This window comes from Streptomyces pactum (assembly GCF_016031615.1).
GTDB lineage: Bacteria > Actinomycetota > Actinomycetes > Streptomycetales > Streptomycetaceae > Streptomyces > Streptomyces pactus.
In genome coordinates this window covers 5,008,331-5,028,964 of sequence record NZ_JACYXC010000001.1, presented here as the reverse complement: position 1 = coordinate 5,028,964, position 20,634 = coordinate 5,008,331, and the positions used below count along the sequence as shown (strand labels likewise).

Sequence of the window (20,634 nt, the reverse complement as noted above, 5' to 3'; positions counted from 1 at the left end):
CTGCGACGGCACCACCGGCAACGGCCCCGAGGACGGCACGGGGCACCGCGACGCCCGCCGGCCCCACGAGGCCGGGCGCCACGCCGGCCGGCCCGCGCAGCACGGACCCGACGACGACCGGCCCGCGCACGACGGGCCCGACGCCGCCCGCCCCGCGCACGACGGACCCGGCACGAGCCGGTCCCCCGACAGCCGGTCCCCCGACAACGGGTCCCACGACAGCGGATCCCCCGACAGCCGGCCCCGGGCCGGCCGCCCCGGCAACGGCAGGGGCGGCGAGACCGCCGCGGGTCCGGCGGCGCCGGACGCCAGTACTCCGGAAGAGGTCGCCGACATCCCGGACACACACCAGCCGGCGCCGGACGACGCGCCGGAACCGCACCCGTCCCACCGGGCACCGCTCGGCCCCGCTCCCGATTGCGCCGATCCCCAGCTGCGGACCGGCCGGGTGTCGGGGGACGAGCCGCTGCTGCCGGCCCGCGTCCACCGCCCCTCGGACCTGCTGCGGCTGCTGCTGGGCATCCTGGGCATCGCCACCGTGCTCGCCATCTCGGCGTTCGCGCACGGCACCACGGCGGGCCTGGAACAGGACATCGGCGAGGGCACCGAGGAGGCGCCCGCGCTGCTCATCGACATCACCGGGCTGACCGCGAGCGTCGCGGTGCTGATCCTCCCGGTGGCGTTCGCCATCGAACGGCTGGTCAAACGCGACGGGCTGCGGATCGCGGACGGGGTGCTCGCCGCCGTGCTCGCGCACGGGGTGTCACTCACCACCGACCTGTGGGTGGCCCGCGGCGCCCCGGAGTCGATCCGGGAGGCGCTCACCCAGCAGTCCCCGGGCGGCACCTTCAGCGACCCGGTGCACGGCTACCTCGCCCCGGTGATCGCCTACATGACCGCGGTCGGCATGGCCCGCCGCCCGCGCTGGCGGGTGGCCATGTGGTGCGTGCTGCTGCTGGACGCCTTCGCGGTGCTGGTCGGCGGCTACACCACCCCGTTCGCCATCATCATCACCGTGCTGATCGGCTGGACGGTCGCCTACGGCACCCTCTACGCGGTCGGCTCGCCCAACGTCCGCGCCACCGGGCAGCACCTGCTGGCCGGACTGCGCCGGGTGGGCTTCAAGCCGGTGACCGCGCTGCGCTTCGAGGACGCCGGCGCGGTCGGCTCCGGCCCCGGCCCGGCCGTCGGGGAACGGCCCGGGGAGGCCGCCGAGCAGGCCGCCGCGGAGCGTCCCGCACAGCGGCGGACCGGGAGCACCGCGGTGGGCGGCGGGGCGGTCCGGGGCACCCCGTCCGACCGGGGGCGCCGCTACCTGGTCACCCTGGAGGACGGCCCGCCGCTGGACGTCACCGTGGTGGACCGGGAACAGCAGGCCCAGGGCTTCTTCTACCGCGCCTGGCAGCGGCTGGCGCTGCGCAGCATCACCCGGCCGCGCAGCCTGCAGTCGCTGCGCCAGGCGCTGGAGCAGGAGGCGCTGCTGGCGTACGCGGCCATCGCGGCGGGGGCGAACGCGCCCAAGCTGATCGCCACCTCGGAGCTGGGTCCGGACGCGGTGATGCTGGTGTACGAGCACACCGGGGGCCGCACGCTGAACGCCCTGCCCGACGAGGCGATCACCGACGAGGTGCTCACCGGGGCCTGGCGGCAGGTGCGGGCGCTCCAGTCGCGGCGCATCGCGCACCGCGGACTGGACGGGGACGCGCTGCTGGTGGACCCGGCCGGGGAGGTGGTCCTCACCGAACTGCGCGGCGGGGAGATCGCCGCCGGGGACCTGGTGCTGCGGATGGACATCGCACAGCTGCTGACCACCCTGGCTCTGCGGGTCGGCGCCGAGCGGTCGGTGGCCGCGGCGGTGCGGGAGCTCGGCCCGGACGCGGTCGCCGACAGCCTGCCGCTGCTCCAGCCGCTGGCGCTCCACCGGGGCACCCGCGCGACCCTGCGCCAGCTCGCCCGGGAGCGGGCCGAGCGGCAGCGGGAGGCGGTGCTGGAGGCGTCCCGGGCGCGCAAGGAGGCCAAGGAGGCGGCCGAGGAGGCCCGGCGCGCCGCCGCCCTGGTCGCGGAGGGCGCGGGCCCCGCCGAGCGGCAGCAGCTCAGCGAACGCAAGGCGCTCAAGGCCGAGAAGCAGGCGGAGAAGGCGGAGAAGCAGGCCGAGAAGCGGGCGATCGACGAGGCGCTGGAGGGGGCGCGCGAGGAGGACCTGCTCTCCCAGATCCGTCAGCAGGTGCTGCTGATGCGTCCGCAGGCGCCGATAGAGCCGGTGCGGCTGGAGCGCATCAAGCCGCGCACGCTGGTCAGCTTCTGCGCCGGCGCGTTCGCGGCGTACTTCCTGCTCTCCCAGTTCACCCACATCCGGCTGGGCACGGTGATCGGCGACGCCAACTACGTGTGGGTGGTCGTGGCGCTGCTGTTCTCCGGGCTGACCTACGTGGCCGCGGCGATCAGCCTGCTGGGCTTCGTCCCGGAGAAGGTGCCGTTCGGGCGGACCGTGCTGGCCCAGGTGGCCGCCTCGTTCGCCAAGCTGGTGGCGCCCGCGGCGATCGGCGGGGTGGCGCTCAACACCCGCTTCCTGCAGCGGGCGGGGGTACGGCCGGGGCTCGCGGTGGCGAGTGTCGGCGCCTCCCAGCTGTTCGGGCTGGCCAGCCACATCGTCCTGCTGCTGACCTTCGGCTACATCACCGGGACCGAGCGCACCCCGTCGGTCTCGCCGTCCCGCACCGTGATCGCCGGGCTGCTGACGGCCGCGGTGCTGGCGCTGGTGGTGGCGGCGATCCCGGCGCTGCGGAAGTTCGTCTCCACCCGGCTGCGCTCGCTGTTCGCGGGGGTCGTGCCGCGCATGCTGGACGTGCTCCAGCGGCCGCAGAAGCTGGTGGCGGGCATCGGCGGCATGCTGCTGCTGACCGCGGCGTTCGTGATGTGCCTGGACGCCTCGATCCGGGCGTTCGGCGGCGAGCTGAGCTACGCGAGCATCGCGGTGGTCTTCCTGGCCGGCAACGCGCTCGGTTCGGCGGCGCCGACCCCGGGCGGTGTGGGCGCCGTAGAGGCCGCGCTGATCACCGGTCTGACCTTCGCGGGCCTGCCGTACGAGATCGCCACGCCGGCGGTGTTCCTGTTCCGGCTGATGACGTTCTGGCTGCCGGTGCTGCCCGGCTGGCTCTCCTTCACCCACCTCACCCGCAGGGAGGCGCTCTGAGCGTCCCGCCGTGCCGCCGCCACGGTACGGGCGGGACGGCCGGCGCGGCTCCGGGAAGCCGCGGCCGTACGGCCCCGGTGAGTCACGGCGGTACGGGCCCGTGAGCCGCGGGGGTACGGACCCAGGGGCCGCGCGGGTACGGGTACGGGGGCCGCGCGGGTACGGGTACGGGCCGGGCGGGCCGGCGGCCGCGGGGGTACGGAACGGCCGGCTCCGCGCTGCCGGCGGCGCGGGCGTACGGGCCCGGGGCGCCCGCTCCGGCCGGCCGGGGCGCGGGGCGGAGCGGGCCGCCGTCGTACCCCGCGATTAGGATCAACGGCCATGTCACGTTCCATACGAACCAAGCGGGCCAGGACCCTGGTCGCGGCGGTGCTGGTGATGGCCCTGGGCGGGCTCAGCGCCTGCAGCGACGGCGGCGACGGGAAGTCCCCGGACGCCTCCGCCCCGGGCTCCGGCTCCTCGGCCTCCGACGCCCCGGGGCCGGACGGGAGCGGTCTGCCGGCCTCCCTGACCGGCCAGAAGCTCGCTTGGGAGGCGTGCGGGGCCCCCACCGCGGCCCAGGGCGCCTTCGGCGGCGCGCCGGGCGACGGCTGGGAGTGCGCCACGATGAAGGCGCCGCTGAACTACGCCGAGCCGACGGGCGGGACCATCGACCTCGCCCTCATCCGGGCGAAGTCCACCGGCAAGGGCAAGCGCATCGGTTCGCTGCTGTTCAACTTCGGCGGCCCGGGCGGTTCGGGGGTCGCCTCCCTGCCCGCCTTCGAGGAGGACTACAGCACCCTGCGCGGCCGCTACGACCTGGTCAGCTTCGACCCGCGGGGCGTCGGCGAGAGCGCCGGGGTGCGCTGCCTTGACGGCGAGGACCTGGACGCCTACCACACGGTGGACAACTCGCCGGACGACGACGCCGAGCTGGAGGCCGTGCGGGCGGCCAACAAGACGTACGTGGAGGCGTGCCGGAAGAACTCCGGCACGGTGCTGCCGTACGTGGACACCGTCAGCGCGGCACGTGACATGGACCTCATGCGCCAGGTGCTCGGCGACGAGAAGCTGCACTACTTCGGCATCTCCTACGGCACCGAGCTGGGCGGCGTCTACGCCCACCTCTTCCCGAAGAAGGTGGGCCGCTCGGTGCTGGACGCCGTGGTGGACCCCACCGAAGACCCGGTGGAGGGCGCCATCGCGCAGGCCGAGGGCTTCCAGCTGGCGCTGGACAACTACATGGCGGACTGCGCCGCCGACTCCGAGTGCCCCACGGGCCAGGGCGGCGCGGAGGGCAGCCGGAAGATCGCCGCGCTGCTGAAGCAGCTCGACGAGCAGCCGCTGGCGGTGGGCGACCGGAAGCTCACCCAGGACCTGGCGGTGACCGGCATCGCCGCGGCGCTGTACGACCAGGAGACCTGGGAGTACCTGACGATCGCCCTGGACGAGGCGATGAACCAGGGCTCCGGGGAGACCCTGCTGCTGCTCGCGGACTCCTACCTCGGTCGCGACCCGGCGGGCCGGTACAGCAACCTGCACGCGGCGAACCGGGCCATCAACTGCGTGGACGACAAGCAGCGTTACACGGCCGAGCAGGCCAGGGCCCGGTTGCCCGAGTTCCGCGAGGCGTCGCCGGTCTTCGGCGAGTTCATGGCCTGGGGCATGCTCGGCTGCACCGACTGGCCGGCCGCGGGCCGGTCCGAGCGGCCGGAGGTCGGTGCGGAAGGGGCCGCCCCGATCGTGGTCATCGGCAACACCGGCGACCCGGCCACCCCGTACGAAGGGGCGCGGAAGATGGCCCGGGCGCTCGGTGACGACGTGGGCGTGATGGTGACCCTCAAGGGCGAGGGCCACGGCGGGTACAACAGCGGCAACAGCTGCCTGAAGAAGGCCGTGGACGCCTATCTGCTGGACGGCAAGGTCCCGGCACAGAACACCACCTGCTCCTGAGCGGTGGCGTCCGGTCCGGCGGGGACGCCCCGGCCGGACCGGACGCGGCCCCGCCGGGCGCCGTGTTCCGGCCCGGGCCGGAACACGGCGGGAGGGCCGGACCACCGTGACGGCGGTCCGGCCCTCCCGTACGTCCCACACCCGAGGGAACCGGCGGAGACCGGTCAGTACACCGGCCCCGGGGACCGGTCGGTACGTCGGTCCGGGAACCGGTCAGTACACCGGCTTCTCCGGCTCGATCTGGTTGACCCAGCCGATCACACCGCCACCCACGTGGACCGCGTCGGCGAACCCGGCGGACTTCAGCACGGCGAGGACTTCCGCGGAGCGGACACCCGTCTTGCAGTGCAGGACGATCTTCTTGTCCTGCGGCAGGTCCTGGAGCGCGGTGCCCATCAGGAACTCGTTCTTGGGGATCAGGCGGGCGCCGGGGATGGAGACGATCTCGTACTCGTTCGGCTCGCGGACGTCGATGATGTCGATGTTCTCGCCCTCGTCGATCCACTCCTTGAGCTGCTTGGGAGTGATCGTCGAACCGAGCGCCGCCTCCTGGGCCTCCTCCGACACCACGCCGCAGAACGCCTCGTAGTCGATCAGCTCGGTGACGGTGGGGTTCTCGCCGCAGACCGCGCAGTTCGGGTCCTTGCGCACCTTGACCTGGCGGTAGGTCATCTCCAGGGCGTCGTAGATCATCAGCCGGCCGACCAGCGGCTCGCCGGTGCCGGTGAGCACCTTGATCGCCTCGGTGACCTGGATGGAACCGACGGACGCGCAGAGCACGCCGAGCACGCCGCCCTCGGCGCAGGAGGGCACCATGCCCGGCGGCGGGGGCTCCGGGTACAGGCAGCGGTAGCACGGCCCGTGCTCGCTCCAGAAGACCGACGCCTGACCGTCGAAGCGGTAGATCGAACCCCACACGTACGGCTTGTTGAGCAGCACGCAGGCGTCGTTGACCAGGTAGCGGGTGGCGAAGTTGTCCGTACCGTCCACGATCAGGTCGTACTGGGAGAAGATCTCCATCACGTTGTCCGCTTCGAGGCGCCCCTCGTGCAGCACGACGTTGGTGTACGGGTTGATGCCCAGGACCGTGTCCCGGGCGGACTCCGCCTTGGACCGGCCGATGTCCGCCTGGCTGTGGATGATCTGGCGCTGCAGGTTCGACTCGTCCACCTCGTCGAACTCCACGATGCCCAGGGTGCCGACGCCGGCGGCGGCGAGGTACATCAGAGCGGGCGAGCCGAGGCCGCCCGCGCCCACACACAGCACCTTGGCGTTCTTCAGACGCTTCTGTCCGTCCATCCCGACATCCGGGATGATCAGATGGCGCGAGTACCTGCGGACCTCATCGACGGTGAGCTCGGCGGCCGGCTCGACCAGGGGTGGCAGCGACACGGGGACTCCGTAAGAGGTGGGAGCATGGTTGTTCTTCCGTAACACTGCCACGGCCCGTCTCATTCCGAGACACCTGGTCCGCGCAGCGAGACGTTCCCGTCCCACGTGCCGGGCACCGGCCGCGCCGGGGCGGCACGGGGCGGCGTCACCCGGCCGGTCACCCCGGCCACGGGCGGTGCCCCGGCCACCCCGGTCACGAGCGGCGCCCGGCCACCCCGGCCACCGGCGATCCGGTCCCGGCCATCCCGCTCACGGGCGGCGCCCCGGGGAACCGGCCGGCCGGACCGCCGGGCGCGCCGGAGCGCGGGACACCCGGTGCGCCGGGTCGCGCGCCGGTGCGCGGGGCCGGCCGAGGCGCGGCCGGGGCGGTCCACGGCCGTCAGATGCGGCAGGCGGCCTCCATCCAGATGTCGGCCAGGGACTCCTCCAGGGCGATCCGGGGGCGCCAGCCCAGCCGGTCCCGGGCGGTCCGCACGTCGGCCTGCTGCCAGCCACCGCATCCGTCGGGGTAGGGGTGGACGGTGACCGGAGCCGCCGCGGGGTGGTCCTGGCCCCCGCCCGGACCACCACCCGCCGGGGCGCCCGGCGCCTGGAGCAGCGGTTGCCGGGCGGCCGGGATGTCCACCTCGTGCAGCGCGCCCCCGAACCCGGCCACCCGGGCGAGCACCCCGGCGGCGTCCCGCAGCCGGACGGCCCGGCCGGTGCCGATGTTGACCACCCCCTGGGCGGCCGACAGCGAGGCGGCGTGCACCGCCCGCGCCACGTCCCGGACGTCCACGAAGTCCCGCTGTACGCCCAGGCCGCTCAGCCGCAGTTCACTCTCCCCGGCCTGCATGGCGCGGCGCATGGCATCGGCGAGCCGGCCCAGCGGCGAACCGGCGGGGGTGCCCGGCCCCACGGGGGAGAAGACGCGCAGCACGATGGCGTCCAGCCCCGAGCCGAGGACGAGTTCGGTGGCACCGAGTTTGCTCACCCCGTACGGCCCGCCGGGGCGCGGGACGGCGTCCTCCGCCGTGGACGAACCGTGCTGCGAGGGTCCGTACTCGGAGGCGCAGCCGAGCTGGACCAGCCGGGCCGCGCAGCTGCTGCGGCGCATCGCCTCGCAGACCGTCGCCACCGCGACGGTGTTGTGCCGGAGGAGTTCGCGGGCCCCGCCCCGGGTGGCGCCGGCGCAGTTGATCACCACGCCGGGGTGCACCGCGTCCAGGAAGCGGGTGAGCGCGCCGGGGCTGCCGGTGGACAGGTCGAACCGCACATCGGCGTCGTCGCCGCGACCGAGCGCGGTGAGCTGGACCGACGGGTCGGCGAGCAGGTGATCGGCGACGTAGCGGCCGAGATATCCGCTGGAACCGAGCAGCAGGACCCTCATCACTCACCCTCCAGCGGCAGTTCGGGCGCCTGGGGCGTTCCGGAGGGATGGTCGGTCATCTTCGTGACTCCTCATGGGATGCGCGGTGGAGACGGTCGGTGGGCCGGACGGGCGGGGGGGCCGGGGTCGGTTGGACGGACGCCGTACGGGGTCCGGTTGCCGGCGGGGTCCGGCCGGTGGGGTCCGGGGCCGGCGGGGTCGGTCCGGTTCCGGGCACCTCGCCGGGGGCAGCCCGGGACCGTGGGGCGACGGCTCCGGAGCAGGGACGGCCGGAGCGCCCCGGGCGCGCCGGCCCGGCACCCCGGCCCGTACGGCGGCGTGCGCGCCGGAGCGTGGTGCGGGGTGCGTGCCGGAGCGCGGCGCGTACCGCACGCCGGGGCGGCTCCTGGCGTACGTGCCGGGACGGAGTGCGTCCCGCGCATGGGGACGGGCCGTGGCGTACGGGCCGGACCGGAGCCGGGGGGCCGGGTCGGGGCGGGGGCGGCGGTCACGGCAGCGGCCGGTGCCGGGCGGCAGCCGACCCCGGCCGGCGGCGGGAACAGGGGGTCCGGCCGCACGAACGGCGGGACAGGGCGCGCCGGCGGCCCCGGGCAGGACGGGACGACGGCAGCGAGGGGGCCGAGGGAGGGGACGGCCGTGTCCGGGCCGCCGTGGACGGCGATGACGGCGCTGACGGCGGCGCCACCGGGGGCGACCGGCGGGCCGGGACCGGCGGGGGTGCCGGCAGCGACCGGCGGGCCGCTGCCGACGGACGCGCCGGCGTCGACGGGTGTTCCGGGGACGACGGGCTCAGTGAAGTCGGAGGGGGCGCCGGACGGGAGGATGCCGTCCGAGGCGGCTCCTGGGGTGTGCCGGGGGCGTGACAGGCACCCTCCGGGACCGGTAAGCCCCGGCCGGGCCGGACGGGCACGGACGCCCCGGCGGACCGCGAGGGGCGGCGGGCGCCTCGGCGGCACCCTCTGGTGAAACGGTCCGCCAGGGCGCCGGTGCCCGCCGCGCCACGGCGGCAGCGGGCTCCCGCCGGGCTGCCGGGCGCGGTCGGACGGGCGACCGCCGCCGGGCGGAAGCCGGGCCGCGGGCGGTCCGCCGTGGGGCCCGGGACCGTGCCGGGCACCGTCCCGCGGGCGGTGAGCCCTCCGCCGGAGAGGGCCCGACCGCCGCGCCCGGCGTAGGGCGTCTGCGCCCGGTGCCCGCGCCGAGCGCCCGGCACCCGTGCCCGGCACCCGCGCGTGGTGTGCGCGCCGTGCGCGCCGGTGGGCGGAGGCAGCCGGTGGTGCGGCGCCCGGCCCGCCGCGCCCGCACGTCCCCGTCCCGCGGCCGCGTTCGGCCCGTCGGACGTGCCGTTCCCGCCGACGCGCCGACGGGTGCCCCGGACCCCGGCACGGACGCCGGACCCTGCGGGGTGGTGCGGGGCCCGTGAGCGGCGGTCGTACCGGAGCCAGGGCTCCCCGGGTGCGAGGGGAAGGCCCCCCTCCGGGAACAGTCCCATCCGCATGTGCGCACCCCCGCTCCTGTTCGGCAGCCGCCGTCCGGCAGCGGAAGCACGTTATGCGCGGGGTGCGGTGGTGCGACGGACGGTTGTCCGTCGCACCACCGGAAGGGGTGAAAGCCCGTAACCTTCGACGCTCGTCCGCGTTGTTGCGCGGCGGTCATGCCATCGCCACGGTGGGCCCGGCGTCGCACCGTGGCCGGGCGTCCGTACCCCGCCCGGGGCGTCCGCCGGCACCGGCCCGCCGGGACACCGACCACCGGGACACCGACCGCCGCCCCCGGCCGAGGGCCCCGGCCACGCCGGTCGGCCCGGCCCAAGCCCCCGGAGGAGGACTTCCGTGCGGGACACGGGGAGCGCGGGATGCGGGAAGTAACGGGAAGTACGGGGACCCCCGGCGCCGGACCCCGGCGGACAGCACGCTCGCCGGCCCCGACCCCACCCCACGGGGAACGCCTACGGCGCACCGCACACACCACCGCACCAGACCGTGCCCCGCCCGCCGGGCCAGGACGTGGCGGTCAGGACGTGGTGCTCAGGGGCGCTCAGGGTGTGCGGTCCCGGCACCCGGTCAGGACGTGGGGTACGGCCAGGCGTTGATCCGGCAGGTCGCCCCGTCCGTGGTGAGGAACTTGGTCTGCTGCATCATCACCGGGGCGAGGGCGCCGTCCGCGGAACAGAACTCGTGGTTGCGGCCCAGCCGGTGTCCCACCTCGTGGTTGATCAGCATCTGCCGGTAGGTGTGGAGCTTGTCGTCGCCGTAGGTGGCGGCGCCCTGCGCCCAGCGGTAGGCGTTGATCATGACGCGCTCGGTGGAGGCGGAGTCGCAGGAGACGTTGTCCACGGTGGTGTCCAGGCCGGACTTGGCGCACCACTTCGCGGTGGTGGCCGGGCTGGCCAGGGTGATCACGAAGTCGGCCCGCCCGGAGGAGACCCGTTCGAAGGTGCGGGCGCCGCCGTGCCCCCAGCTGCGGTCGTCGTTGAGCGTCCTGTGCACCGCCTCGGCGAACAGCTCGCCGTCCAGCGGCAGCCCCCGTTCCACGTCCACCCGGTACCGCGTCACCGGGCCCGTGCCGGGCGCCTTGTCCCGTCCAGGGATGGTGGCGAAGCTGCCGTCGGCGGCCAGCCGCGGGTCGAGCGGGTACTTCCGCGCCATCTTCTCCGCGTACGTGGCGGGGGCCGCCGGGGGGCGTGCTGGTACGGGCGGGGGGCGGGCCGGCCCTGTCCGCGGGAGGCGCCGGAGTCGTCGCGGGCCGGCACGTCCCTGCGGCTGCGCGCCGGCGTGCGTCTCCTGGGCCCCTTCGGAGACCTGGCCGGCGACCACCACCGCGAGCACGGTGGTGACCGCGGCGGCCGCCACCCCGGTGAACGCCCGCCCGCGCCCGGGCCGGCCGGGACCCGCGGCCCGGGTACCGCCGCCCCCGCCGTCCGCGGAGCGCGTGGTGGACCGGGCCGCCGGCGGCGGCGCGACGCCCTCGCTCGCCGTGCTCACCGGGGCGGCCGGGCCACCGCCGGGCACACCGGCGGTCGCCCCCGCCGCCTGGGGCTCGGGCGTGCCGCGGAGCCGCGCGTCGAGCGCGTCGAACGCCGCGACGTCCTCGTGGCGCGGACCGGGTACGGTGCGTCGCCGGCCGCCGGCGGGGCGGCCGGCCGTCCTCGCGCCCGCCCCGGCCGCATCCGGTGCCGCCGGCCCGGGCGTCCGGGGGCCGCGGCACGGAGGGCGCCGCACCGGGGGACGGGGCGGTGCCGGGGACCGCGCCGCCCGGAGCCCGCCGGACCCGGCCGGGCGCCGCCGGTGCGCCGGCAGCGGCTCGCGGTGCGCCGGCGGCGGCCCGCTGTCCGTCGGCGGCTACGCCCGGGGCACCGCCCAGCGGGCCCCAGCCACCGCCCGGCTCACGCTGCTCCGGATGGCCGCCGCGGACCGGCTCGGGGCGCCGCGCCGCCGGCGGCCGGTGCCCGGCACGGCGGGCCCGGGGGGCGGGGCGGGGGCCGGCCCGGGGTCCCGGACCGCCGGGTACTCGCCGGTGTCGTACCGGCCGTAGGGGTCGTAGGAGTCGTGGGCGGCGTAGGGCCGGAACCGGTGCTCCCCGGTGTCCTGCGGATCGGGGTCCCACCCTCCGTCGTACGGGCCCAGCCGCAGCTCCCCGGTGTCGTGGAGGGCAGGGAACTGCCCGGTGTCCGGGTCGGGGGCGGGGAACCGGAACTCCCCGGTGGTGTACGGCAGCGGATGCTGCCCGGTGTCGTGGACCGGGTAGCCGGGCGCGGGTTCCGGACTCCGGGGCCGGACCACGGCCGGCCCGGGGCCCACGGCCGCACCGGGCCCACCGGGGACAGCGGCCCGGGGCGCACCGGACGCGGCGGCGCCGGGGACCGGGGCACCGGCAGCGGTACCGGGCACCGCGGCGCCGGGCCCGCCGGCACCGGCCGGGGCGGCCGGGGGGCCGGCGTCCCTCCGCCGCTCGCGGGATTCCCGACCGCCTCGTGCGCTGTGCTTACCCACGCGCCGCACCGCTTCCGTCGTATTCGTCGAGGAGTTCACCGACGGCTCTCGCCACCGTCCCGGGGAACTCCATCATCGCCACATGGCCGGCGTCCATCAGGGTCAGCAGCCGGGAGTCCCGGAACGCCCGGGCGGCCCGCAGCGCCATCCGGTGCGAGACCAGCAGGTCGCGCATCCCGTAGACGAGGAGGGTCGGCGCCAGCACCCGTTCCGCCTGCCGCCACAGCGAGTGCTGCCCGCCGAGGGTGTAGGAGTCCACGATGCCGCGCGCCGACCGGGCCATCGCGTCCCAGAAATAGGGCAGCTCCGCGCGCCGCTCCTGCTCCTCGACGGCCGCCGCGAGCGCCTCCGGGGTCACCCGGGAGGGGTCGCCGTAGTTGAGCGCCAGCACCTGGCGGGTCCGGTACTCGATGGTCCAGTCCCGGGTCATCCGGACGAAGAGCCGGGCCGCGCCGGGCAGGGCCAGCAGCGCGGTGGGGATCGCGGTGCGCTGCGGCCGCAGCTCCGGCAGCGCGGGCGAGACCAGGGTGAGGGTGCGCACCAGGTCGGGCCGGACCGCCGCCACCCGGGTGGCGATCGCGCCGCCCATCGAGTTGCCGAACAGGTGCACCGGGCCGCGGCCGGCGGCGTCCAGGTGGCGGATCACCGCGCGGGCGTGGCCGGTGATGGAGTAGTCGCCGTCGTCCGGCGGCGGGGAGTGGCCGAAGCCGGGCAGGTCCACCGCCTCCCCGTCCACCCGGTCGGCGAGCCGCTCCATCAGCGCGGACCAGTTCAGCGAGGAGCCGCCGAGCCCGTGGACGTAGAGCGCCGGGACCAGGCCCTCGCGGGCCGGGCGCCGTGCGCGGACCGCCAGGGTGAGTCCGGGCAGCCGTACGGTACGGACCGTCTCCCCCGCTCCGACGTGCTCGGACCGTGCGGGCGGCACCACCGGAAGGGCATGGGCATCCGGCGACTCGGTCGAAGACATGCGGCAATGTTACGAGACGATCACGCACGCATCCGTGTGTTCGCCGTCACAGCCTGCATGGCGCCGCCGCAGACCCTCTCCTAGGCTCGAATCACCCGGGCCGCAACGGGGCACCCGTACCCCAGCGAAGTGCATACCCTTGGACACCCGGAAGCCCGGAACCCCGGAAGGGCGGAGCGAGATGACAGTCGAACCGCACGACCCCGACACCTTCGAGGACGAGGCGGAGACCACCGAGATCGGCGTGGAGGCCCCGGAGGCGGACGCCGCGGAGCAGCAGGCCGACATCAGCCCGAACCGCGACGAACCGCTCATCGACGTCGATCCCGCCTCCGCGAACGAGGCCGATCGGGCCGAGCAGGCCCGCGTGGTCGAACTCAACGAGGACGACTATCGATGAGCTGCACCTTTTGCGAGCTTCCTGCGGGGTCCGATCCATGAAATTCTCCGCACGGACCACACGCGCCGCTGTTACCCGAAAGTACGATGGCGTGTGCGGTGAATGCCGTGCACGGAACGATCCATGGGAGGCGGCGTGACAGCCATCGAGCAGACCGAGGTGCGCCCGCGAGGCACGCGCCTTCCGCGCCGAGCCCGACGCAATCAACTCCTGGGGGCCGCCCAGGAGGTCTTCGTGGCCCAGGGCTACCACGCGGCGGCGATGGACGACATCGCCGAGCGCGCGGGGGTCAGCAAGCCCGTGCTCTACCAGCACTTCCCCGGGAAGCTGGAGCTGTACCTGGCCCTGCTGGACCAGCACTGCGAGGCGCTGCTGCACGCGGTGCGTTCCGCGCTGGCGTCCACCACCGAGAACAAGCAGCGCGTCGCCGCGACCATGGAGGCGTACTTCGCCTACGTGGAGGACGAGGGCGGCGCGTTCCGACTGGTATTCGAATCCGATCTGACCAACGAGCCGGCGGTGCGCGAGCGCGTGGACCGGGTCTCGATGGAGTGCGCGGAGGCGATCAGCGAGGTCATCGCCGAGGACACCGGCCTGCCCAAGGACGAGTCGATGCTGCTCGCGGTGGGTCTGGGCGGCGTCTCGCAGATCGTGGCGCGCTACTGGCTCTCCAGCGAGCGGTCGGTACCCCGGGACACCGCGGTGCAGCTGCTCACCTCGCTGGCCTGGCGGGGCATCGCCGGCTTCCCGCTGCACGGCGCCGAGGCGCACTGACCGACGCCGGCCGCTCGCGCCCCGTCCCGCCACCGTCCCCGCGGCCGGTGCCGGCGGCGGGGCGCGGGTGCGCGGCGGGACGGGAGCCGTCGGCCCCTGTTCGCTGCGGGCGTGCTCCGCACCGGCTCGGCGAGCCCCCGCACCGGGCTAATGTGTGCTGCGTACGGCGCGGCTGACCGCGCACCCAACTGACCGTCGGAGGGACATAGCCGTGGAGGTCAAGATCGGCGTGCAGCACGCGCCCCGGGAGATCACCTTGGAGAGCGGGCAGTCTGCCGAGGAGGTGGAGCGTGCCGTGGCCGACGCGCTCGCGGGCAAGGCGCAGCTGCTGAGCCTGGTGGACGACCGTGGCCGCAAGGTCCTGGTCCCGGCGGACCGGCTGGCGTACGTCGAGATCGGCGAGCCGAGCACCCGCCGGGTGGGCTTCAGCACGCTGTAGGACATGCGTCCACATGCCCGCCCCGGGCGGCACGGCCCACGCCGCGCCCCCGGCGGGTGGTGTGAAGGACGGCGGCGGGGCCCCGGGAGCGATCCCGGGGCCCCGCCGCCGTTCGGTGTGTGCGGGCACTTCCGCCACTGGTCCGTCCGGGGCCCGTCGCCGCTGGTCCGTCCTGGTCCCGCCGCCGCTGGTGTCCGCGGGCGCCTCCGCCGCCGGGTGTCCGGGCCTCACCCCACTGGTACGTCCTGACCCCCGTCGCCACTGGTGTCTGCGGGCTCCCCCCCCCCGTTATCTTCTTCGCGGTCCTGCAAGAGGGCCGCTGGCCTCCGGGCCCGGTATGACTGTTGCCCCCTGTCGAAGTAGATGACCTGGGGGGTGGTGTCACCGGGTCCGAGGGGTGCCGTCACAGACGCTGATCAGAGGTCCGACCACCGCCCGGCCGGGCGCAATGCCCAGCCCTCGCGGGCGGACAGGTCTGCATAACGTGGATGCGCGAGAACGGCTCCCGACCCAAGGGGCCGGCACACGTCGACACACATGTGGGGGCACGGTGATCAGCACCGACGGGGTGGACGTCTTCCTGGGCCTGGACGTCGGCAAGCAGACCCATCACGGCCACGGACTCACCCCGGCCGGGAAGAAAGTCTTCGACAAACCACTGCCGAACACCGAACCGAAGCTGCGGGCGGTCTTCGACAAGCTCAAGGACAAGTTCGGCACCGTCCTGGTGATCGTGGACCAGCCCGCGTCCATCGGCGCCCTCCCGCTCACGGTCGCCCGGGACGCCGGCTGCCAGGTCGCCTACCTGCCCGGACTCGCGATGCGCCGGATCGCCGACCTCTACCCCGGCGAGGCCAAGACCGACGCCAAAGACGCCACCGTCATCGCCGACGCCGCCCGCACCATGCCCCACACCCTGCGCTCCCTGGACCTGGCCGACGAGGTCACCGCCGAGCTGACCATGCTGGCCGGCTTCGACCAGGACCTGGCCGGCGAGGCCAACCGCACCAGCAACCGCATCCGCGGCCTGCTCACCCAGTTCCACCCCAGCCTGGAACGCGTCCTGGGCCCGCGCCTGGACCATCCGGCGGTGACCTGGCTCCTGGAGCGTTACGGATCCCCGACCGCCCTGCGGAAGGCGGGCCGCCGCAGGCTGGTCGAGGCCGTCCGCCCCAGGGCCCCGCGCATGGCCCAGCGGCTGGTCCAGGACATCTTCGCGGCGCTGGACGAGCAGACCGTCGTCGTCCCCGGCACCGGCACCCTCGACGTCATCGTCCCGTCGCTGGCGAAGTCCCTGGCCGCCGTCCACGAACAACGCCGGGCCCTTCATGCCCGGATCGAGGCCCTGCTGGAGGCCCACCCTCTTTCCCAGGTCCTGACCTCGATGCCCGGCATCGGCGTCAGGACCGCCGCCATCCTCCTGACCACCGTCGGCGACGCCAGCACCTTCCCCACCGCCGCCCACCTCGCCTCCTACGCCGGCCTCGCCCCGGCCACCCGGCAGTCCGGCACATCGATCCACGGCGAGCACGCACCCCGAGGCGGGAACCGGCAGCTGAAACGGGCGATGTTCCTCTCCGCGTTCGCAGCCCTCCACGACCCGGCCTCCCGCAGCTACTACGACCGCTGCCGAGCCCGAGGCAACCCCCACACCCAAGCCCTCCTCCGCCTCGCCCGCCACCGCATCAGCGTCCTGTTCGCCATGCTCCGCGACGGAACCTTCTACGAACCAAGAACCCCCGAACCGCTTGACGAAAAACATAGAGGCACCCCCCCCGCCGGCCCGTCCGGGCCCCACGGCCGAGGTGTTCGGCCCCCTCCCGCCGGGCACCGGCCTTCGGGCCCGGGAGGCCGCCCTCGCCGCCGGGCACCGGCCTTCGGACCCGGGAGGCCGCCCTCGCCGACGGGCCGCGCCCTTCGGGGGGCCCGCACACGCGTCCCCTCCGGGACCACCGCACGCACCCTTACGGGATCCGCCCGCGCACCCCTCGGGGCCACCACGCGCCCCCTGGGAGCGTCATGCGCACCCTTACGGGTCGGGCAGCGACCCCTTCGGGGAGGCCCGGCCTTGGACGGGCACCGGCGCGCCCGTGGGCCCGGCGGCCGGGCCGCGCCCCTACCGGCTGACCGCACCCCTGGGGCGCGTCGCACGGGTCTTCCGGCGGCAGCGCCACGCGGGGCCTCCCGCGGCCCCGCCCGAAGGCCCTCCGGCACGTGATCACCGGTGCCGCCGCCCCGTCCCGGGGCGCTCCGCTTCCGGCCGAACCGGCCGCCTCCCGGCCCGGTACAGGGTTGCCCACCCCGGGTGACGGGTAGGACGGGCAGGACCGGCCCACGGGGCATTTCGGTCCGCTTACGGGAAGGACGCACCATGATCTTGATCTGGGAAGCGCTCGGCTCGGCAGTGCTCGGCCTCGTCGTGGCGTTCCTCACCGCGCGCTGGCTGCCGCGGCGCCGGCTGCCCGCCCTGCCGCTCGTCCTGGGCACCGGGGCGGTCGCCGGGCTGCTGGGGACGTTCCTGGCGCACGCGGTGCTCGGCTCCGGCCACGCCCCGGTCACCCTGCTGGTGGCGGCCGGGTTCACGGTGGCGATGCTCTCCCTGCTGGTCCGCCCGGACCGGCGGCTCCGCCGGTCGGCCGCCGCCTGACCCGCCCGCCCCGCCGCCCCGCGCGGGCGCGGCGGGGCGGCAGGCCGCTGCGGGGTGCCGTCAGGCGGCCAGCCCCAGGGCGGCCATCCGCTTGGTGTGCGCCTCGGTGATCCGGGAGAACATCCGGCCCACCTCGGCCAGGTCGAAGCCGTCGGCCACCCCGCCGACCAGCATGGTGGAGAGCGCGTCGCGGTCCGCGACCACGCGCTGCGCCTGGGAGAGCGCCTCGCCCATCAGCCGCCGGGCCCACAGGGCCAGCCGGCCGCCGACCCGCGGGTCCGACTCGATCGCGGCGCGCACCTTCTCCACCGCGAAGGTCGCGTGGCCGGTGTCGTCGAGCACCTGGAGCACCAGGGCGCGGGTGTCGGAGTCCAGCCGGGCGGCCACCTCGCGGTAGAAGTCGCTGGCGATGGAGTCGCCCACGTACGCCTTGACCAGGCCCTCCAGCCAGTCCGAGGGCGCCGTCTGGCGGTGGAACTCGTCCAGCGCGGCGGCGAACGGCGCCATCGCCACGGTCGGCTCCTCGCCGACGGCCGCCAGCCGGTCCCGCAACTGCTCGAAGTGGTGGAACTCCGCGGAGGCCATCTTCGCCAGCTCGGCCTTGTCGTCCAGGGTGGGGGCCAGCTTGGCGTCCTCCGCCAGCCGCTCGAAGGCGGCCAGCTCGCCGTAGGCCAGGGCGCCCAGGAGATCCACCACGGCGGCCCGGTACTGGGGATCGGCGGATGCCTGCGCCCAGTCCTGGGCGGCGATCCCGCTGTACTCACTCTCCGGCACGGCACGACCTTTCACATCGGCAGCCGAGCGTCGTGTCGGCTGTTCACTCCCCCGCCGTACGTCGCCACGCCCGGCGGGGCCTGTCCGTCACGGTCCTGACCGGCAGCCCCGCGACCGCCTCGACCGGGTCGGACGGCCTGGTCGGAGCTTCGGTCCCGAAGCGCACAATAGTCCGCGAGCGGCACCGGGGAACACCGCGGGGAAGGTGCCGCCCGCCGCCCGCCGGCGCGGTCCGGACGAGGCTCGTGTCCTCGCCCCGGTCACACATGCGGCTATCCGGGGTACAGTGATAAGGCGCCCGCCGACTATCGGCGGGTTGTTCCACGAATGCGGATGCCCGGTCGGTGGCCCGATCGGCTCCAACCCGACCGCCCTCCGCGCGGCGCGTATGCCAGATACGCACAGCAGGAGGGACCCGCTCGCGGCAAGAGCGCAGAGCGAAGGCAGTGGTCCCGCGCCGTCCGGCCGAACCCGACCGGTACGCCAACCAGCGCGGTACATGACCCCCTTCGCCACCTCGCGTCGCGTCTCACAGAAGAGGCAAGCACCCTGTCCACTTTCCGAGATCTGGGTATTCTCCCCGAGACCGCCGAGGCGCTCGAAGCCGTCGGCATCACGTCCCCGTTCCCCATCCAGGAGATGACGCTCCCGGTGGCCCTGGCGGGCTCCGACGTCATCGGCCAGGCGAAGACCGGCACCGGTAAGACCCTCGGCTTCGGCCTCCCCCTGCTGGAGCGCGTCGTCGTCCCCGCGGACGTCGAGGCCGGCCGGGCCAAGCCCGAACAGCTGACCGACACCCCGCAGGCCCTCGTGGTGGTTCCCACCCGCGAGCTGTGCACCCAGGTCACCAACGACCTGCTCACCGCGGGCAAGGTGCGGAACGTCCGGGTCCTGTCGATCTACGGTGGCCGTGCCTACGAACCGCAGGTCGAAGCCCTGAAGAAGGGCATCGACGTGGTGGTCGGCACCCCCGGCCGGCTGCTGGACCTGGCGGGCCAGAAGAAGCTGAACCTGTCGGCCGTCAAGTCGCTGGTGCTGGACGAGGCCGACGAGATGCTCGACCTGGGCTTCCTGCCCGACGTCGAGAAGATCATCCAGCTGCTGCCGGCCACCCGGCAGACCATGCTCTTCTCGGCCACCATGCCGGGCCAGGTCATCTCGCTGGCGCGCCGCTACATGTCGCAGCCCACGCACATCCGCGCCACGGCGCCGGACGACGAGGGCGCGACCGTGGCCAACATCACCCAGCACGTCTTCCGCGCGCACTCGATGGACAAGCCGGAGATGGTCGCCCGCATCCTCCAGGCCGAGGGCCGGGGCCTGGCGATGATCTTCTGCCGCACCAAGCGGACCGCCGCCGACATCGCCGACCAGCTCTCCCGGCGCGGTTTCGCCGCCGGCGCGGTCCACGGCGACCTCGGCCAGGGCGCCCGCGAGCAGGCACTGCGCGCCTTCCGCAACGGCAAGGTGGACGTCCTGGTCTGCACCGACGTCGCGGCCCGCGGTATCGATGTCGAGGGTGTGACCCACGTCATCAACTACCAGTCGCCCGAGGACGAGAAGACCTATCTGCACCGCATCGGCCGCACCGGCCGCGCCGGTGCGTCGGGTACCGCCGTCACCCTGGTGGACTGGGACGACATCCCGCGCTGGCAGCTGATCAACAAGGCGCTGGACCTGCCGTTCCCGGACCCGGAGGAGACCTACTCCACCTCGCCGCACCTGTACGAGAAGCTGGGCATCCCGGAGGGCACCAAGGGCGTCCTGCCGCGGGCCGAGCGCACCCGCGCCGGGCTCGCCGCCGAGGAGATCGAGGACCTCGGCGAGACCGGCGGGCGCGGCCCCCGTGGCCGTGGCGGCCGTGCCGCCGCCCCGGTGGCGGAGGAGCGTCCCCAGCGGACCCGCACCCCGCGCCAGCGGCGCCGTACCCGGGGTGGGGTGTCGGTGGACGCCGGTGACGCCGGGCCGGCCGCGGCCGAGGCGGTGTCCGCCCCGCCGGCCTCCGTGCCGGCCGACGGCGCGCCCGCCGAGCCGCGGCAGCCGCGTCGTCGCCGACGTACCCGGAGCGGCGCCGCCGAGCCGGCGGCCGAGCGCACCGTGCGTACCGCCGAGGGTGCCGGGCAGGCCCCGGCGCCGGCCGCCGAGGCGCTGCCGGAGGCCGTGCCGGCCGCCGCCGAGGTGACCGCCGCCCCGGCGACCACCACCGAGGCGGTCGCCGAGCAGGACGGGGCCGGGGCGGCCAAGCCGCGCCGCCGCCGCACCCGCACCACCAAGGCCACCGAGGCCGTCGCCACCGCCGAGGGCACCACCGAGGCGACCGGCACCACCGAGCCGGCCGACGCCGCGGAGGCCAAGCCGGCCCGCCGCCGGACCCGCGCCACCAAGGCGACCGCCAAGGCCCCCGAGGCCGAGGCCGCCGTGGCCACCGCGGAGGGCACGACGGAGACCACCGGCCCCGACGACGCCGAGGCACCCGCCAAACCGCGCCGCCGCACCCGCACCACCAAGGCCACCGAGGGCACCACCGAGGCGACCGGCACCACCGAGCCGGCCGTCGCCGCGGAGGCCAAGCCGGCCCGCCGCCGCACCCGCACCACCAAGGCCCCCGAGGCCGAGGCCGCCGTCGACGGCAGCGCCGCCCCGGAGGCCGCGGAGGCCAAGCCGGTGCGCCGTCGCACCCGGGCCAAGGTCCCGGCGGCGGAGGTCACCGCAGAGGGCTGATCAGGACACGCGGCACCCGTTCCGGGTACGCGCGCCC

13 protein-coding genes and 1 pseudogene are annotated in these 20,634 nt (G+C 75.4%); 8 read left to right on the top strand and 6 right to left on the bottom strand.

Annotated elements, in window-relative coordinates; translation table 11 throughout:
• Positions 1-448: 448 nt before the first annotated feature.
• Both IHE55_RS19745 and IHE55_RS19740 read left to right on the top strand, forming a co-directional pair.
• On the top strand, positions 449-3,193 hold the full coding sequence (locus IHE55_RS19745; RefSeq protein ID WP_197992123.1) for a lysylphosphatidylglycerol synthase transmembrane domain-containing protein: 2,745 nt from the start codon (positions 449-451) through the stop codon (positions 3,191-3,193).
• A 321-nt stretch (positions 3,194-3,514) separates the two neighbouring features.
• Entirely contained in the window at positions 3,515-5,125 is a 1,611-nt protein-coding gene (locus IHE55_RS19740) for an alpha/beta hydrolase (RefSeq protein WP_197990229.1), read from the top strand.
• Positions 5,126-5,338: 213 nt separating this feature from the next.
• On the opposite strand, the gene moeZ is transcribed toward IHE55_RS19740, so the two are convergent.
• The 5 genes from moeZ to IHE55_RS19715 all read right to left on the bottom strand — a co-directional run bounded on the left by moeZ (position 5,339) and on the right by IHE55_RS19715 (position 12,842).
• On the bottom strand, positions 5,339-6,517 hold the full coding sequence (gene moeZ / locus IHE55_RS19735) for an adenylyltransferase/sulfurtransferase MoeZ (RefSeq protein WP_197990228.1): 1,179 nt from the start codon (positions 6,515-6,517) through the stop codon (positions 5,339-5,341).
• A gap of 379 nt (positions 6,518-6,896) precedes the next feature.
• Complete coding sequence (locus IHE55_RS19730; protein ID WP_197990227.1) at positions 6,897-7,886, bottom strand: SDR family oxidoreductase; 990 nt, start codon at positions 7,884-7,886, stop codon at positions 6,897-6,899.
• 2,060 nt (positions 7,887-9,946) lie between these two features.
• Positions 9,947-10,531, bottom strand: coding sequence for a DUF3152 domain-containing protein (locus IHE55_RS32725; RefSeq protein ID WP_232265632.1), 585 nt, complete (start codon positions 10,529-10,531; stop codon positions 9,947-9,949).
• 693 nt (positions 10,532-11,224) lie between these two features.
• A complete protein-coding gene (locus IHE55_RS19720; RefSeq protein ID WP_197990225.1) occupies positions 11,225-11,683 on the bottom strand; it encodes a hypothetical protein in 459 nt (152 codons plus the stop codon).
• 184 nt (positions 11,684-11,867) lie between these two features.
• Positions 11,868-12,842, bottom strand: a complete 975-nt coding sequence (locus tag IHE55_RS19715) for an alpha/beta fold hydrolase (protein ID WP_197990224.1) — start codon at positions 12,840-12,842, stop codon at positions 11,868-11,870.
• Positions 12,843-13,023: 181 nt separating this feature from the next.
• On the opposite strand from IHE55_RS19715, the gene IHE55_RS19710 reads away from it, so the two are divergent.
• The 5 genes and pseudogenes from IHE55_RS19710 to IHE55_RS19690 all read left to right on the top strand — a co-directional run bounded on the left by IHE55_RS19710 (position 13,024) and on the right by IHE55_RS19690 (position 17,102).
• Entirely contained in the window at positions 13,024-13,242 is a 219-nt protein-coding gene (locus tag IHE55_RS19710; RefSeq protein ID WP_197990223.1) for an Rv3202a family protein, read from the top strand.
• A gap of 135 nt (positions 13,243-13,377) precedes the next feature.
• Complete coding sequence (locus IHE55_RS19705) at positions 13,378-14,016, top strand: TetR/AcrR family transcriptional regulator (RefSeq protein ID WP_197990222.1); 639 nt, start codon at positions 13,378-13,380, stop codon at positions 14,014-14,016.
• Between the two features lie 211 nt (positions 14,017-14,227).
• The gene (locus IHE55_RS19700; RefSeq protein WP_197990221.1) at positions 14,228-14,455 is read left to right on the top strand and encodes a DUF3107 domain-containing protein; all 228 of its coding nucleotides are present in this window, start codon (positions 14,228-14,230) and stop codon (positions 14,453-14,455) included.
• A gap of 550 nt (positions 14,456-15,005) precedes the next feature.
• Positions 15,006-16,196, top strand: a pseudogene (locus IHE55_RS19695) (IS110 family RNA-guided transposase); the annotation flags it as partial.
• Positions 16,197-16,826: 630 nt separating this feature from the next.
• Positions 16,827-17,102 carry a hypothetical protein gene (locus tag IHE55_RS19690; RefSeq protein WP_372442700.1) on the top strand — a complete coding sequence of 92 codons (276 nt, stop codon included), beginning with the start codon at positions 16,827-16,829 and terminating at the stop codon, positions 17,100-17,102.
• Between the two features lie 60 nt (positions 17,103-17,162).
• Here the strand turns inward: IHE55_RS19690 and IHE55_RS19685 are convergent, their stop codons facing one another.
• The gene (locus IHE55_RS19685; protein WP_307826749.1) at positions 17,163-17,876 is read right to left on the bottom strand and encodes a ferritin-like fold-containing protein; all 714 of its coding nucleotides are present in this window, start codon (positions 17,874-17,876) and stop codon (positions 17,163-17,165) included.
• Positions 17,877-18,515: 639 nt separating this feature from the next.
• Here IHE55_RS19685 and IHE55_RS19680 point away from each other — a divergent pair.
• Positions 18,516-20,597, top strand: a complete 2,082-nt coding sequence (locus IHE55_RS19680; RefSeq protein ID WP_232265630.1) for a DEAD/DEAH box helicase — start codon at positions 18,516-18,518, stop codon at positions 20,595-20,597.
• Positions 20,598-20,634: the final 37 nt, after the last annotated feature.